The 14,076-nt window shown below is 63.1% G+C and carries 16 protein-coding genes and 1 pseudogene; 7 read left to right on the top strand and 10 right to left on the bottom strand.

Going from position 1 to position 14,076, the window contains the following annotated elements; translation table 11 throughout:
- Nucleotides 1-39 precede the first annotated feature (39 nt).
- Nucleotides 40-1,920, top strand: a complete 1,881-nt coding sequence (gene htpG, locus B0B52_RS04585; protein ID WP_077592440.1) for a molecular chaperone HtpG — start codon at nucleotides 40-42, stop codon at nucleotides 1,918-1,920.
- Between the two features lie 29 nt (nucleotides 1,921-1,949).
- Here htpG and B0B52_RS04580 read toward each other — a convergent pair whose 3' ends face one another.
- The 10 genes and pseudogenes from B0B52_RS04580 to B0B52_RS04540 all read right to left on the bottom strand — a co-directional run bounded on the left by B0B52_RS04580 (nucleotide 1,950) and on the right by B0B52_RS04540 (nucleotide 9,669).
- On the bottom strand, nucleotides 1,950-2,381 hold the full coding sequence (locus tag B0B52_RS04580; RefSeq protein WP_254425638.1) for an alternative oxidase: 432 nt from the start codon (nucleotides 2,379-2,381) through the stop codon (nucleotides 1,950-1,952).
- A gap of 46 nt (nucleotides 2,382-2,427) precedes the next feature.
- Nucleotides 2,428-2,580: pseudogene (locus tag B0B52_RS22655) on the bottom strand (alternative oxidase); the annotation flags it as partial.
- A 91-nt stretch (nucleotides 2,581-2,671) separates the two neighbouring features.
- Entirely contained in the window at nucleotides 2,672-3,517 is an 846-nt protein-coding gene (locus B0B52_RS04575) for a PA4780 family RIO1-like protein kinase (RefSeq protein ID WP_077592588.1), read from the bottom strand.
- 37 nt (nucleotides 3,518-3,554) lie between these two features.
- Nucleotides 3,555-4,751 carry an NnrS family protein gene (locus B0B52_RS04570; protein WP_077592439.1) on the bottom strand — a complete coding sequence of 399 codons (1,197 nt, stop codon included), beginning with the start codon at nucleotides 4,749-4,751 and terminating at the stop codon, nucleotides 3,555-3,557.
- Nucleotides 4,748-5,854, bottom strand: coding sequence for a hypothetical protein (locus B0B52_RS04565; RefSeq protein WP_077592438.1), 1,107 nt, complete (start codon nucleotides 5,852-5,854; stop codon nucleotides 4,748-4,750). The genes B0B52_RS04570 and B0B52_RS04565 overlap by 4 nt, the downstream gene beginning before the upstream one ends.
- A gap of 56 nt (nucleotides 5,855-5,910) precedes the next feature.
- On the bottom strand, nucleotides 5,911-6,246 hold the full coding sequence (locus tag B0B52_RS04560) for a metal-sulfur cluster assembly factor (RefSeq protein WP_077592587.1): 336 nt from the start codon (nucleotides 6,244-6,246) through the stop codon (nucleotides 5,911-5,913).
- A gap of 31 nt (nucleotides 6,247-6,277) precedes the next feature.
- The gene (locus B0B52_RS04555) at nucleotides 6,278-6,748 is read right to left on the bottom strand and encodes an Rrf2 family transcriptional regulator (RefSeq protein ID WP_077592437.1); all 471 of its coding nucleotides are present in this window, start codon (nucleotides 6,746-6,748) and stop codon (nucleotides 6,278-6,280) included.
- Between the two features lie 18 nt (nucleotides 6,749-6,766).
- A complete protein-coding gene (locus B0B52_RS04550) occupies nucleotides 6,767-7,018 on the bottom strand; it encodes a DUF2249 domain-containing protein (RefSeq protein WP_077592436.1) in 252 nt (83 codons plus the stop codon).
- A gap of 61 nt (nucleotides 7,019-7,079) precedes the next feature.
- Nucleotides 7,080-9,350, bottom strand: a complete 2,271-nt coding sequence (locus B0B52_RS04545; protein ID WP_077592435.1) for a nitric-oxide reductase large subunit — start codon at nucleotides 9,348-9,350, stop codon at nucleotides 7,080-7,082.
- Between the two features lie 31 nt (nucleotides 9,351-9,381).
- Nucleotides 9,382-9,669, bottom strand: coding sequence for a DUF2249 domain-containing protein (locus B0B52_RS04540; RefSeq protein ID WP_077592434.1), 288 nt, complete (start codon nucleotides 9,667-9,669; stop codon nucleotides 9,382-9,384).
- Between the two features lie 288 nt (nucleotides 9,670-9,957).
- On the opposite strand from B0B52_RS04540, the gene B0B52_RS04535 reads away from it, so the two are divergent.
- The 6 genes from B0B52_RS04535 to B0B52_RS04510 are packed head-to-tail and all read left to right on the top strand — an operon-like array spanning nucleotide 9,958 to nucleotide 14,074.
- Nucleotides 9,958-11,007 (top strand): peptidase U32 family protein, encoded by a 1,050-nt coding sequence (locus tag B0B52_RS04535; protein ID WP_139351813.1) that lies wholly within the window; start codon nucleotides 9,958-9,960, stop codon nucleotides 11,005-11,007.
- A gap of 14 nt (nucleotides 11,008-11,021) precedes the next feature.
- Nucleotides 11,022-11,924 carry a U32 family peptidase gene (locus tag B0B52_RS04530; protein WP_077592433.1) on the top strand — a complete coding sequence of 301 codons (903 nt, stop codon included), beginning with the start codon at nucleotides 11,022-11,024 and terminating at the stop codon, nucleotides 11,922-11,924.
- Nucleotides 11,925-11,936: 12 nt separating this feature from the next.
- Nucleotides 11,937-12,554 (top strand): hemolysin III family protein, encoded by a 618-nt coding sequence (locus B0B52_RS04525; protein WP_077592432.1) that lies wholly within the window; start codon nucleotides 11,937-11,939, stop codon nucleotides 12,552-12,554.
- Between the two features lie 14 nt (nucleotides 12,555-12,568).
- Complete coding sequence (locus B0B52_RS04520; protein ID WP_077592431.1) at nucleotides 12,569-13,093, top strand: SCP2 domain-containing protein; 525 nt, start codon at nucleotides 12,569-12,571, stop codon at nucleotides 13,091-13,093.
- The gene (locus B0B52_RS04515) at nucleotides 13,086-13,490 is read left to right on the top strand and encodes a putative zinc-binding protein (RefSeq protein WP_077592430.1); all 405 of its coding nucleotides are present in this window, start codon (nucleotides 13,086-13,088) and stop codon (nucleotides 13,488-13,490) included. The genes B0B52_RS04520 and B0B52_RS04515 overlap by 8 nt, the downstream gene beginning before the upstream one ends.
- Nucleotides 13,487-14,074 carry a UbiX family flavin prenyltransferase gene (locus B0B52_RS04510; RefSeq protein ID WP_371327365.1) on the top strand — a complete coding sequence of 196 codons (588 nt, stop codon included), beginning with the start codon at nucleotides 13,487-13,489 and terminating at the stop codon, nucleotides 14,072-14,074. The genes B0B52_RS04515 and B0B52_RS04510 overlap by 4 nt, the downstream gene beginning before the upstream one ends.
- The last annotated feature ends 2 nt before the right edge of the window (nucleotides 14,075-14,076 follow it).

The raw sequence follows: 14,076 nt of genomic DNA, 5'->3' as shown, positions 1-14,076 counted from the left end.
GGCGTTTCGTTTATTCCCCGAATTTCAAGAACCGAGACCATGAGCAAACAAACCCTATCCTTCCAGGCTGAAGTAGCCCAGCTGCTGAACCTCGTCACCCATTCGCTGTATTCCAATCCCGATATTTTTCTGCGTGAGCTGATCTCCAACGCCTCGGATGCCTGCGACAAGCTGCGTTTCGAAGGCCTGAACAACGCCGCGCTGTACGAAGACGCACCCAATCTGGAAGTGCGTGTCGGCTTCGACAAAGCGGCCAAAACCCTGACCATCACCGACAACGGCATCGGCCTGTCGCAGATCGAAGCCGTGGAGCATCTGGGCACCATCGCCAAGAGCGGTACGCGTGATTTCATGTCCAAGCTGTCCGGCGACCAGAAAAACGACGCGCAATTGATCGGCCAGTTTGGCGTCGGCTTCTATTCGGGTTTCATCGTGGCCGACAAGATCACGGTTGAAAGCCGTCGCGCCGGCTTGCCCGCTGGCGAAGCTGTGCGCTGGACCAGTGCAGGTACCGGTGATTTCGAGGTTGAGACCATCGAACGGGCACAGCGTGGCACCAGCGTCATCCTGCATCTGAAGGACGATGCTACCGAGTACCTGAACACCTGGAAGCTCAAAAGCATCATCAGCAAATACTCCGACCATATTTCCCTGCCCATCCTGATGAAGAAAGAGGAGTGGAAGGAAGGCGAAAACGACCAACCCGGCGAAATGGTCACCACGGATGAATGGGAAACGGTGAACCAGGCTGCGGCGCTCTGGTCGCGCGCAAAAAAAGACATCACCCAGGAACAGTACGACGAGTTCTACAAACAGATCAGTTACGACAGCCAGCCGCCGCTGGCCAGCACGCACAATCGCGTCGAAGGTTCCACCGAGTACACGCAGTTGCTGTACATCCCGGCCAAGGCGCCGATGGATTTGTTCAACCGCGACAAGGCGGCCGGCGTCAAGCTGTATGTCAAACGTGTGTTCATCATGGACGATGCGCAGGCCTTGCTGCCTACCTACCTGCGCTTCGTCAAGGGCGTGGTCGATTCATCAGATCTGCCGCTGAACGTTTCGCGCGAGTTGCTGCAGGAAAGCCGCGCCGTCAAGGCCATCCGTGAAGGCTGTACCAAGCGCGTGTTGTCCATGATCGAAGACCTGGCCGCCAACGAGCCGGAAAAGTTCGCAACCTTTTACGCCGAGTTTGGCGCCGTCCTCAAGGAAGGGCTAGGTGAAGATTTTGCCAACCGTGACCGGCTGGCCAAGTTGCTGCGTTTTGCAAGTTCAACCACCGACACCACGACGGTCAGTTTTGCCGACTACAAGGCCCGTATGAAGGACGGCCAGGACGCGATTTACTTCATCACGGCCGACACCCAGGCCGCCGGCAACAACAGCCCGCAGCTCGAGATCTTCCGCAAGAAAGGCATTGAAGTGCTGCTCATGACCGACCGCGTGGACGAGTGGGCGCTGAATTACCTGCACGAGTTTGACGGCACACCGCTGCAATCGGTGGCCAAGGGTGCGGTAGATCTGGGCAAGCTGCAGGACGAAGACGAGAAAAAAGCTGCCGAAGAAGCGCAAACCCAGTTCAAGCCTGTCCTCGACAAACTCAAGGAGACGCTGAAAGACAAGGCCAAGGACGTACGCGCCACCACGCGCCTGGTCGACTCACCGGCTTGCCTGGTGGTACAGGACGGCGACATGTCCACGCAACTGGCCCGCATGCTCAAGCAGGCCGGCCAGGCCGCGCCTGAGGTCAAGCCCATCCTGGAAATCAATGCCCAGCATCCGCTGGTGAAAAAGCTTGAGGGCAGCGAGCATTTCGACGATCTCGCCCACATCCTGTTTGACCAGGCCTTGCTGGCCGAGGGCGGGCTACCGGATGACCCGGCGGCCTATGTGAAGCGGGTCAACGCCTTGCTGCTCTAAGGCTTGAGTTTTACCCTGGCGGGCTGTCCTCAACTGGTGGCGTGGCGCGGCGCACCGCCGCCGTGCAGTTCATTGGCAAAACCGTGGTTCACGTCACGGTGGCCCGCTTCGTCTTCACGCACAGCCAGCACCACATCACGCAGCGTGGCGTCAGCAGGCAGCTTCCAGTAGTTCTTGGCGATCTGGGGCGCGGGGACGTTGGCATGTGCACCCGAGTCGATCAGTTCCAGGTAGTTGGTGTAGCTGGTATAGGCCTCTTCCTCGAAGTAACCGACCACCCGATGCGCGACACCTGGAGCGATCAGGTACAGCAGAAAATAGGCGTTGTAGAAAAACCCCTGCACAAAGATGACGAGCCCGCGCTCGAACCAGTTGGGCTGCGCGATCTCGATAAAGGTCATCAAGTGCATGCGCTCGTTTTCGGCCTCGTCCATCAGCGTGGCGTATCCACCCTCTGTCATCCTCGATGCGGCGTAGGCAGCGCAGATGCGTCAGTGTGGCTCCGACCATGCCGGGGACTGCAGCCACGGTTTCCAGCACGATGGCCCGGTGGCCGTAGCGTTTGGCAAAAAACAGGTCGGCAAAGAACCGCAGGAAGCGGACAAAGGCGTAAGCGAAGCGGTCGCCAAAGGTTCGGGGGGTGTGGTGGGGGTTGTTCATGGTGGGCCTTGCGCACACGAGGTGTACGACCTTTCCTGACCACCGTACACGAAATACATGCGCCTGTCTGTCCGCCGGCGCCTCCGGGTGCCTACAGCGACTGCATCCGGACCCGGCGCGCTGCTTCCTCTGCGCGTGCATCGTCGATTTCTCCCAGCACGCCGCCCACGTCGACCGGACCGGTCTTGTGTGCGAAGCGGCCGGTCAGCACCGTATCGGTGTGAAGCACACCGCGCTGATACAAGTCCCAGATCTCATGATCGTAGTGGGTCTTCAGGAGGTCGGGTGCAAAACGACCGAAAAACCCGCGCAGGTTGGCCACATCGCGCAGCAGCATGCGGCTGGCGTGGTTGTTGCCGGCGGCGTCCACCGCCTGCGGCAAGTCGATGATGACGGGGCCATCTTCCGCCAGCAGCACGTTGAATTCCGACAAGTCTCCATGAACAATGCCGGCGCACAGCATGCGTACTACTTCCGAGAGCAGCGTGGCATGGTGCATGCGTGCCTCCTCAGGCGTGAACTCCACGTCGTTCAGGCGCGGGGCGGCGTCGCCCTGGGCGTCGGTCACCAGCTCCATCAGGAGCACGCCATCGCAGAAGTTGTGCGGTTTGGGTACACGCACACCGGCGGCCGCCAGCCGGTAAAGGGCATCGACCTCAGCGCTTTGCCAGGCTGCCTCGGCCGCCTGCCGGCCAAAGCGCGTGCCTTTGGCCATTGCGCGCGCCTGGCGTGTGTTCTTGACCTTGCGGTTTTCCGTGTAGTCCACCGCCTGCCGGAAGCTGCGCTGGTCGGCCTCCTTGTAGATCTTGGCGCAGCGTGTGTCTGCACCGCAGCGTACGACGTAGACCATGGCCTCCTTGCCGCTCATCAACTGCCGCACCACGGTGTCGATCAGGCCTTCTTCGATCAATGATTGCAGTCGTTTGGGTGGTTTCATGAACCCATTTTGCGCCCGGCGGGCAAAGCGGCTGTTGTCAGCCGGCTTGCCCGTCAATGCGCGGCCGTGTCAAAACCGGCCAATAACGCACGGTATAAAGCGCGAAGCCGCCCGACCACAAGGCTGCCGACCACAGCGTGGCATGCATGATCCAGGCGGGCGCAGCCAGCGGAACCAGCACACGGACCAGTGCCGCAAGCAGGATGAGAACATAACAAGCCACATCGCTGCCGTCGGCCCGCAACGGCCTGCCGGTGTGACCGCGTGCGGTGCGGGTCATCATGCCGATGATGAGGCCGCCGATGGCGCCCACTGTCAGTGCGTGGGTGGCCACTGAGGGTGCCACCCATCCCGCTGCTGCGGCAGCACGCAGCGCAAGATGCACGGGGATCCACAGGTAGGCGGCGTGCAACACCCAGACCAGCGGCGCGCGCGCTGTTTTCCAGGGCCGCCACAGGCTCCAGCGAACAAGGTGGGCAGCTGCGCATAGGCCGGCCAGTGCGGCCAGCCACACACCATGCAACTGCATGGCGTCGGCCAGCAGCAACGCCAGTACGGTGCCGAGTGCGGCTTTCTCCAGCAGGGGGTGGCGGGTTGCCTTGGCGCCCGGCACACCATTGTTGGTGAACATGGGAATCACGCGTCCGCCCATCACCGCCATGATGAACAGCATGACATCGAGCGCGAGCTGGATGCCGACCCAGCCCGGGAGTTGAATCACGCCGAGTTGCGCCAGATGGATGCCCAGCACGGCTGCCGACATCATGAGCAGCAGGCCGACAAAAAAGTAGTTGCGGCGATTGCGCGCGGCGATAAAAGGAATCGCGAGAGAGATGGCGGCGGCAAGGGGAAAAGCGACATTGGCCAGCATCGCGGCCCAGCCGAAAGGCGTGAGCACCAGCACCCGGCCAGCTACCCAAAGAGCTGCCAGCGCAGCCAGGGGCCAGCCGGTGGGTGTCGGGCGGTTTGACCAGTTGCGTCCTGCCGTGAACAGGAAACCTACAACCACGGCCAGTGCAAAACCGAACAGCATCTCGTGCGCGTGCCACAGGGGCCCTTGCAGGTAAGGGCGGCCCAGCCAACCAGTGAACTGCAGCGCCCACAGACCGATGGACAGGGCCGCGAAGGCGCTGGCCAGCAGGTAAAGAGGACGAAAGCCCATTTCCCAGAGCGCCCAGCCGGCATGTGCCGGTTGCGGGCGAGGTGGGTCGGCGATGCTGTTGAAGGATGTCATGGGTGAGCCTTTCCTGTGGGCAAGGTGCCGTGCCCGCCATGTTTGATGCGCCAGGCCACGGCAGCACCTGCGATGGTGATTGCAAACAGCGCCAACGCCGCAGCATTGAGGAGGGCGCCGGTGCTGCGCAGCGGATCGCCTGCCACTCCGGCGACCAACCGCAGAAGCAGGGACAGGTGCAGCATGGCGAGTGGCAGGTAAAAGAAGACGCCGAACTCGAGCTTGATGCGCGCAATCGCGGGCAGGATCACCGGTGCATGGCCCATCATCATGCTGACGATGAAGCCCAGGCCCAGAGCGTGCAACGCGGCATCGTGCAGCGGCAGGCCCAGCGCAGTGGCGGCCCACGCCGCACCCGCCACGGCCAGCCACGCGTATCCGCCGAGCAGGCAAACGGCCATGTAGCGGCTCAGTCCGTGCGCGCGAACGGTGTGCCGGGCAATGTCGAATGCCGCCAGCCACAATGCCAGCAAAACGAGCGCCGCTCCATACAGCAGCCCGCCGGCGGTGGGCGCTACGGCGGACCAGGCCGCACCACCGAGCAGGGCGACCAACACGATTTGCAGCGACCACTCCGCTGCCGGGCGCCGGCGCATCAGCCGCGTCATTTCCAGGCGTTCGGCGGCGATCGTCATCACGAGAAAGGCGAACCACCACGGCAGCGTTGCAACCGTGCCTTGGTCCGTGGCAAACAGCAGGTTGCCGATGAGCCAGGCCCCCGCGGCCACGAGCAGCAGCCAAGTGTGGGCTGCGCGCTGGCGCCCCACGATCACGATGTTGACAGCGGTGAAGACGAAAGCTGCGGCCACGATCAGCCACGCGCCCAGTTCAAACTGGCCCAGCAACAGGAATGCGCCTCCTGCGCCGGAGGCCAGCGGAGCGAGGAAAGCGGCGCGCAGCTTGACGGCCACCGCCCGCTCAATTCCGATAACGGTGCCCAGAAAACCGCAGATCATCAACGCAGCATGGGTCAGCACTGCCTGGCTTTGCCAGGCGGAGCCCGCCATGGCTGGAAGGGCCACATCGGCGCGAAGCAGGCCACCAGCCATGCCGGCCAGCAGCGACAGCGCGACCAGGGCGAGCAGTAGCGGCCGTGCGGCCATCGCGATTCTGCCGGGCGCGGCTTTCCGCTGCGGGTTCCGGGCGCGACGCGGCGAGGTCACCACTGCATGAAGCGCCTGGCGCGTTCACTCATCCGCTCGGCGGACCAGGGCGGTTCCCACACCAGTTCGACTTCGATCAACAGCTCGGGCGGTGCCGCGCGGTCCAGCTCTGTTTCGACCTCGTCAATGATGAGGTCGGCAACCGGGCAGGCTGCCGACGTCATCGTCAGGCGAACATGCAGTTTTCCGTCGGCCACGGTCACGCCATAGATCAGCCCGACATCGACAATGCTCATGGCGACTTCGGGATCCACCACCCGGGTCAACGCATCGACAATGGTCTGGCGCAGCGCTTCAGGCCCCTCATAAGGAAAGGGTGGCCTGGGACTCATGGTCGCTGCTTCCGGTTTCACAGTCATCTTTTCAGGTGGCACGACCTGCCGGAGCCGTGCCCACCGGCCTGTCGACAAACAGGACTTTCGCCAGCGACTGCCGGTTCTGGACCAGATCGGCCAGGGTGTAGCTGTCCAGCACGACATAAAAGGCCTCAACGGCTTCACCCAGCACACCGCGCAGGCGGCAAATCTGCGTGATCGAGCATTGGTTGCCCTCTTCCGCAAAACACTCGGCCACCACCGCCGCGCCTTCCGTCTCGCGCACCACCGCGCCAACGCCCACCAGCTCGGGCGGCATGGCCAGCTCGAGCCCGCCACCTTTGCCGCGCACATTGGCCAGCCAGCCATTTTTTCCGAGAAGGTGGACCACCTTGGTCAGGTGGTTTTCCGACACGTCGAACGCGCGGGCAATCTCGGAAATCGTGGCGCGTTTCTCAGGCTGTGCAGCCAGGTAGATCAGGACGCGCAGGCTGTAGTCGGTGAAGGTGGTGAGTTTCATGAGGGTGAATGTAAGGCTTCAGCCGCGCACCTGGAAGTCGATCACGATTTCGCCCGGCTCACGCCGGACATAGCTGATGTCCAGCGTATCGCCGAAGGCCTGCTGAAGCTGGCCCAGCAGGGGCAGCGGATCATGGTCGTTGACGAAGCGCATGGTCTCCCCCGCATGCAGGCTTTGCAAGGCGCCGAAGATGGCCGCATGGCGGAAACGTTTGGCGACGCCGCGAGCGTCGAAAGGGTGAATATGGTTCAGTGTCTGGGTGTCACTCATGATGATCTCCAATAACAAGGGAAGGGCGAAGTGCCGGCCGGGCTGGCGCTTCGCAAGTGCTTCAGCTTCTGGCGGGCGCCGTCGCCGCAATGGCGGGCTGAACCGCAGGGCGCCGAAGCAGGCGCAGCGCATACCAGGCCAGCAGGACCGCTCCGATGGCGAACAGGATGTCGCCGGGAACCCGCATCCAGACCAGTGTTTCCATCACCGGGGAGTGGATGATTTCCGGTGAGCGGGCGTACCACAGGCCTTTGCTCACGCTGGCCCACGCCTGGTAGATACCTGCGGGAAGCAGCGAAAGGAAGACCATCATGGCCAGGCCAATGTTCAGGCTCCAGAAGGCGGGCTTGAGCAGATTGTCGGCATGCAGGTGGCGTGCGTACAGGCCGCGCAGGCAGAACAGCATCAGGCCGATGCCGAGCATGCCGTACACCCCGAACAGGGCGGCGTGGCCGTGGGCGGCCGTCATGTTCAGGCCCTGCACATAGTAGAGCGATGCAGGCGGGTTGATGGCAAAGCCGAGGAGGCCGGCACCGACGGTGTTCCAGAAGCCGACTGCGACAAAACACATCACTGGCCACTTGTAGGCGGCAAGCCAGGGCAGGGCTTTGGAGCGCCGGTAGGTTTGCAGGGCTTCCAGGCCGATCAGGGTCAGGGGCACGACTTCCAGGGCGGAGAACACCGCGCCGACAGCAATCACCGAGGTGGGCGTGCCGGTGAAGTAAAGGTGATGCAGCGTGCCCAGGATGCCGCCGAACAGGAACACGATGGTCTCGGCGATGATGGCGCGGTTGGCGCTTTCAGAGCGCACCAGGCCCAGCTTGGTGAAGATCAGCGCAACCACGGCGGTGGCGAACACTTCAAAGAAGCCTTCCACCCACAGGTGGACCAGCCACCAGCGCCAGTACTCGACCATCGAGTAGTGCGTGTTCTGGCCCCAGGTCAGCGAGGTGGCATAGAAGCCGCCAATGCAGGTGGCGGACAGAAAGACCATGGCGATGAGGCCACGCGTTTCCGAGGGCTTCTTCAGGGCTGGCCACAGGGCGCGGCCCAGCAGGAACACCCAGAACAGCAGGCCCACGAACAGCAGGATTTGCCAGACGCGGCCCATGCTGGTGAATTCCAGCCCCTGGTTGCCGATCCAGAAACTGAAGTCCACGCCGCGGTGCTGCAGTGTGCCCAGCCAGCCGGTGACGGTGGAGCCGACCACGATGGCGATCAGCGCCCAGAACAGGACGTCCACACCGATTTTCTGCAGCTTGGGTTCGCGACCCGAAAGCAAAGGTGCGATGTAGAGGCCGGTGGCCAGCCAAGCCGTGGCGATCCAGAAGATGCCGACTTGCGTATGCACCGTGCGGCTCACCACGTAGGGTAGAACTTCCGCAAGCGGGAAGCCGAAGAAGGACTGGCCTTCGACGGCGTAATGCGCCGTGATCACGCCCATGGCGATCTGCAGCAGCATGAGGCCCACCACGGCGAAGAAGTACTTGCGCGTTGCCTTCATCGAAGGCGTGGCCACCGCGCCCAGCAGCGGATCGGCCTTGGGCGGCAGAGCCTCCGGCTCATGTCGTTGGCTGCCATGCAGCCACAACATGGCGGCAATACAAGCCAGCAGCAAAACGATGCTGACCATCGACCAGATGGCGGCAGAGTCGGTCAGCTTGTTGCCGACCAGGGGCTCATGCGGCCAGTTGCTGGTGTACGAGAGGTTTTCTTCACCCGGCCGGTCGGTGGCAGCGGCCCAGGACGTCCAGAAAAAGAAGGCAGTCAGTGCCTGGCGGTCGGCACGGTCCGGCAGCGTGCCGGGGGTCATGGCGTACTGGTCGCGCAGCGTGTCCAATGAAGCATCGCTTCCGAACAGGGCTTCGTAGTGGCTGGCGACCGTGCGGATGGCCTGTGCGCGTTCGGGCGAGACAGTCACGGTACCAGCCGCCTCGTCATAGGTATTGCCGCGCATTTCCTCTTTCAGTGCGGCGTCAATCGCACCACGGTCGGCGGCCGTCATGGCGGCCGGTTCCTTGCGCAGTGCCTGCGTGTGGATGGCCTGGAGTGCCAGTGCTTCGCGGTGCAGCCAGTCTGCGGACCAGTCAGGGGCCAGGTAGGCGCCATGTCCCCAGACACTGCCTTGCTGCTGGCCGCCGCTGGCCAGCCAGACCTGCTGGCCCTTCTGGACCTGTTCGCCGGTGAAGAGAACGTCGCCCGATGCCGTCACAACGGCCTTGGGAATAGGGGGTGCCGTCAGGTAGATCTGCAAGCCGAGGTAGCCCAATGCACCAAACGACAGGACAAAGATGAAGCTGAGCCAGCGCCACAGCATGTTGTTGTTTTTCATCGCGTATTCCTTCTGGTTTCTGTAAAGGGGATCAGGAGCCGCCGCAGGAGCCGCAGCATTGGCCGTTGCTGTGAGCGGACGCCAGCCGGGTAATGGCCACGCGCCATGTGTCGGGTCCCTGTTCAAGGTAGGCCCAACCGAATTTGCCCGGCATTTCCGCCTGGAACTGGTGGCGCAGCGGTTGCGGATCGTGGTCGTTGATCAATTCCAGGGTCTGGCCGGCACTGAGCTGGCCAAAAGTCGAAAAAATGGCCGGATGCCGTTCACGGGGAGGAATCGTCCGGATATCCAGCGTGGAAGTTGAGGAAGAGTGGCTCATGGGAACTCCGTTCAATAAAACAGGTGAAAACTTATAAGGTGCATAAATAATACATCTATTAAGATTGGAAAAGTTCATTCCCCTATTGATCCAGGTCAATTGCGCTTCTGGTGGCTGCTGTCCGGGTTGTTTTCGAGTGTTCGGGGGCACTTTATGTGCCGAGGCCCGGCTTTGTGGACTTGCGTTCGGGCCAACTGTTGACGGGGATCAGAAAGTATTGCGTTCGTTCGGCGTAAGGTCGCAGGCTGCGATGGCTCTCTTCCGGGGGCTTACCTGACTTTCAAGTGCATGATTTCTACTCCTTCCCCTTCTGATACCCCGCAGGCACCGTCAGCTTCGCCAGAGTTGGTGTGTCCGGCGGGCAGCCTTCCGGCCCTCAAAGCCGCGGTGGACAACGGCGCCAGCTGTGTCTACCTGGGCCTGCGCGATGCAACCAACGCGCGCAACTTTGCCGGTCTCAATTTCGATGAGGCCGCTATTGCCGCGGGCATTCGGTATGCCCATGAACGCGATTGCAAGGTCTTCATGGCGCTCAACACCTATCCCCAGGCGGCTAACCCCGGTCCCTGGCGCGCGGCGCTGGACCAGGCGGCGAACATGGGCGTGGACGCGGTGATCCTGGCAGACCCGGGGCTCATGCAATACGCGGCTTCGCGGTATCCGGCGCTGCGCCTGCATCTGTCGGTGCAGGGCTCGGCCACCAATTACGAAGCGATCAACTTCTACAGAGAACAGTTCGGCATCGTTCGCGCGGTACTGCCCCGTGTGTTGTCGCTGGAACAGGTGCGGCAGGTCATTGACAAGACACCGGTGGAAATCGAGGTCTTCGGTTTTGGCAGCCTGTGCGTGATGGTGGAGGGGCGCTGTGCGCTGTCTTCCTATGTGACGGGGGAGTCGCCCAACACGCATGGCGTGTGTTCTCCGGCCAAGGCCGTGCGCTGGCAAGAGACGCCGCGAGGTCTGGAATCGCGTCTGGGCGGTGTGCTGATCGACCGTTATGCCAGCGGGGAGAACGCCGGTTACCCCACGCTGTGCAAGGGTCGTTTTGACGTGGGAGATGACGAGAGCTACTACGCCATCGAGGAGCCCGCCAGCCTGAATACGCTCGAACTCCTGCCCCAACTCATGAAGATGGGTGTGCGCGCCATCAAGATCGAGGGCCGCCAGCGCAGCCTGGCCTATGTGGCGCAGGTGACCCGGGTCTGGCGCGAGGCGATTGACCATTGCGCCAGCAACCCGCATCGCTACGCACCGAAAGCCAGCTGGATGGCCAGCCTGGACCAGGTGGCCGAGGGCCAGCAGCACACGCTGGGCGCTTACCACCGGCCCTGGAAATGAGGGAAGCCCGCGCCATGAAAATTTCCCTCGGTCCATTGCTGTACTACTGGCCGCGCGAGACTGTTTTCAGCTTCTACGACATGGTTGCTGCCGCACCGGTGGATGTGGTCTACCTCGGCGAAACCGTGTGTTCGCGGCGGCATGAACTGCGCTTGGCCGACTGGCTGGACATCGCGAAACGCCTGCATGCTGCCGGCAAGGAGGTGGTGCTCTCCACCCAGGTACTGCTGGAGTCGGGTAGCGACGTCGGCACCATGCACAGGATCACGGCCAATGGCGATTTCCGGATCGAGGCCAACGACATGGGTGCCGTCCACCGCCTGGCCGGCAAGCTGCCGTTTGTGGCCGGCCCGCATCTCAACCTGTACAACCAGGCGTCGCTGCAATGGATGGCCTCGCTGGGTGCCAGCCGTTGGGTGATGCCGCTGGAGATGAAGCGAGACGATCTTGCCCTGTTGCAGCAAAGCCGACCGGCCGACATGGAGACCGAGGTGTTTGCCTATGGACGCATGCCATTGGCCTACTCGGCGCGCTGCTTTACCGCGCGGCAGCGCAACCTGCCCAAGGACGACTGCCGCTTCAGTTGCCTCGACCACCCGGATGGCCTGATGCTCAGGACGCGTGAACGCGAAGAGTTCCTCGTGCTCAACGGAACACAGACGCAATCGGCACGCGTTTATAACCTGGTGGAAGCGCTGGAAGATATGCGCGCCTTGGGGGTGGATGTGGTTCGCTTGAGCCCGCAGGCACAGCACATGGCAGAGGTGATTGCGTTGTTCGATGCAGCGCGCAAGCAGGTGCTGACGCCGCAGGAAGCCCTGGAGCGAATGCAGCCCCTCATGCCGGAGAAGGGCTGCAATGGTTACTGGCACGGCCGCCCCGGCCTGGAGCAGGTGGCCTCCGCGGTGGCGGGCTGAGGGCTGACAACGATGTACCACGGCGAACGTTTCAACAGCATCAGCCACCTCGTTGGCGCCGGGCTCGCGGTGGGTGGGTCGGCTGCATTGATCGTGCCCGCCGGCATCGTGGGTGATCCGTGGAAGATCGTGAGCTTCAGCATCTACGGCGCGATGCTGGTGGTGCTGTACGTCTTTTCCACGCTGTATCACAGCGTACGCGGCCGCGCCAAAAACGTGCTGCGCAAATTTGACCATTGTTCGATATACCTGCTGATCGCAGGCAGTTACACGCCATTCGCGCTGGTGTCGCTGCGCGGCGCCTGGGGCTGGTCCCTGCTGGGTGTGGTGTGGAGCCTGGCGCTGCTGGGCATCGTGCAGGAAATCTGGCTGGCCAAAGGCGCACGCGTGCTGTCCCTGGTCATTTATGTGCTGATGGGCTGGTTGGCGCTGGTGGCGGTGGCGCCTTTGTGGACCGCCCTGACCCCTGCTGGTTTTGCCTGGCTGGCCGCGGGCGGCGCCTGCTACACCCTGGGCATTGGCTTTTATGCCACCGACCACAAGATGCGCCACGGCCATGGCTGGTGGCACCTGTGTGTGCTCGGCGGCAGCATTTGCCATTTCATCACCGTGCTGCTTTATGTGGCCTGACCTGCCAAATTGTCATGAAACCACTTTCGTCGTCTCCTCCTCTTGCGCTCCCGCCGGTCTTGGGGGCGTTGCTGGGACGCTTGCCAGCCTACCCCGGTTCGGTGCTGCTGGTGAACGCCCTGAACCTGGGCCTGGCGCGCCAGCTGCCGGCCGACGTGTGCAGCTTGTTGCTGCACAAGAAGCTACGCATCCATGTGCGTGACGCACGCCTGACATTTGACTTCTCCTGGACGGGCGAGCGCTTTGCCGCCTGCCCGCGCCAGCAGGCGACCGACCTGGCCATCAGCGCCAGCGCGCACGATTTCATGCGCCTGGCGCAGCGCCAGGAAGACCCGGACACGCTCTTTTTCAGTCGCCGCCTCGCCATGGAGGGCGACACCGAACTGGGACTGGTCGTGAAGAACGCGCTCGATGCCCTGGAACTGCCGGCGCTCGACCTGCAGCGGTGGACGCCGCTGCAGTTACTGGCTCGTCTGGGCCCACGCAAACGAATGGCCGGCGTCGGGCCGCGGGAGCACGGAGCAGAAAGACATGACTGAGAACCGCCGCCACCTCCCCCTGGTGTATTCATGCTCCGGCTGTTCCAGCGCCGCACAACTGGCCAACCATGTGGCGCTGCAGCTGGACCGTCGCGGCGTCGCCGAAATGTCCTGCATTGCCGGGGTGGGCGGCGACGTGCCCCATCTGATGAAAATCGTGCGCTCCGGGCGGCCTGTCATTGCGCTCGATGGCTGTCCACTGGCCTGCGTGAAAAGTGTGCTGGCGCGCCATGGCATCACGGCCGACCGGCATTACCCGCTTCAGCAATACGGTGTCAAAAAGCGGACGCATGAGGACTTCGATCCCGTCCAGGCAGAGAGGGTGCTGGAGCGTGTGGCGGCTGACTTGCTGGCCGCACCGCTGGGTGTGCCCCGCCCGGTGACGGGCTGCGCGTGAGTGCCAAGCGGATCGTTGTTGCGATTTCCGGTGCCAGCGGCGCGGTATACGGCACGCGCCTGTTGCAGGTGCTTCATGCCATGGCGGGGGTCGAGACCCATCTGGTGGTGTCCGACGCGGGCTGGCGCAACCTCGACCAGGAGCAGGGCATGAGCCGAGTCGCCGTCGAAGCCCTGGCCGATCAGGTGCACGACGCGCGCGATGTGGGCGCCTCCATTGCCAGCGGCTCCTTTGCGTGCAGTGCCATGGTGGTGGCGCCCTGCTCCATGCGAACGTTGGCCGCCGTGGCGCACGGCCTGGCGGACAACCTCATCACGCGTGCCGCTGACGTGATGCTCAAGGAGCGCCGGCGCCTGGTGCTGATGGTGCGCGAATCGCCGCTGCATCTGGGCCATCTGCGCAACATGGTCAGCGTGACCGAAATGGGCGGCATCATCTGCCCGCCCATGCCGGCCTTTTATCTGCGTCCGCAGTCGGTGGCCGAACTGGTGGACGCCAGTGTGGCGCGTGTGCTTGACCTGCTGGAACTGCCGCACCAGCTGGCGCCACGTTGGAACGGTGCGCCGGCCGCCGCCGATTCCTGACC

Source organism: Polaromonas sp. A23, assembly GCF_002001015.1.
GTDB lineage: Bacteria > Pseudomonadota > Gammaproteobacteria > Burkholderiales > Burkholderiaceae_C > Polaromonas.
The sequence above is the reverse complement of the archived record's forward strand: the minus strand, read 5'-3'. Positions and strand labels throughout refer to the sequence as shown.

What these genes read in the sequence shown, in the direction of transcription:
- B0B52_RS04540 (WP_077592434.1), bottom strand. Translation starts at nt 9,669, where the DNA reads ATGAGCCACTCTTCCTCAACTTCCACGCTGGATATCCGGACGATTCCT.
- B0B52_RS04565 (WP_077592438.1), bottom strand. Translation starts at nt 5,854, where the DNA reads ATGGCCGCACGGCCGCTACTGCTCGCCCTGGTCGCGCTGTCGCTGCTG.
- B0B52_RS04545 (WP_077592435.1), bottom strand. Translation starts at nt 9,350, where the DNA reads ATGAAAAACAACAACATGCTGTGGCGCTGGCTCAGCTTCATCTTTGTC.
- B0B52_RS04520 (WP_077592431.1), top strand. Translation starts at nt 12,569, where the DNA reads ATGAAACCACTTTCGTCGTCTCCTCCTCTTGCGCTCCCGCCGGTCTTG.
- B0B52_RS04530 (WP_077592433.1), top strand. Translation starts at nt 11,022, where the DNA reads ATGAAAATTTCCCTCGGTCCATTGCTGTACTACTGGCCGCGCGAGACT.
- B0B52_RS04570 (WP_077592439.1), bottom strand. Translation starts at nt 4,751, where the DNA reads ATGACATCCTTCAACAGCATCGCCGACCCACCTCGCCCGCAACCGGCA.
- B0B52_RS04550 (WP_077592436.1), bottom strand. Translation starts at nt 7,018, where the DNA reads ATGAGTGACACCCAGACACTGAACCATATTCACCCTTTCGACGCTCGC.
- B0B52_RS04555 (WP_077592437.1), bottom strand. Translation starts at nt 6,748, where the DNA reads ATGAAACTCACCACCTTCACCGACTACAGCCTGCGCGTCCTGATCTAC.
- B0B52_RS04525 (WP_077592432.1), top strand. Translation starts at nt 11,937, where the DNA reads ATGTACCACGGCGAACGTTTCAACAGCATCAGCCACCTCGTTGGCGCC.
- B0B52_RS04515 (WP_077592430.1), top strand. Translation starts at nt 13,086, where the DNA reads ATGACTGAGAACCGCCGCCACCTCCCCCTGGTGTATTCATGCTCCGGC.
- B0B52_RS04580 (WP_254425638.1), bottom strand. Translation starts at nt 2,381, where the DNA reads ATGACAGAGGGTGGATACGCCACGCTGATGGACGAGGCCGAAAACGAG.
- B0B52_RS04560 (WP_077592587.1), bottom strand. Translation starts at nt 6,246, where the DNA reads ATGAGTCCCAGGCCACCCTTTCCTTATGAGGGGCCTGAAGCGCTGCGC.
- B0B52_RS04575 (WP_077592588.1), bottom strand. Translation starts at nt 3,517, where the DNA reads ATGAAACCACCCAAACGACTGCAATCATTGATCGAAGAAGGCCTGATC.
- B0B52_RS04535 (WP_139351813.1), top strand. Translation starts at nt 9,958, where the DNA reads ATGATTTCTACTCCTTCCCCTTCTGATACCCCGCAGGCACCGTCAGCT.
- htpG (WP_077592440.1), top strand. Translation starts at nt 40, where the DNA reads ATGAGCAAACAAACCCTATCCTTCCAGGCTGAAGTAGCCCAGCTGCTG.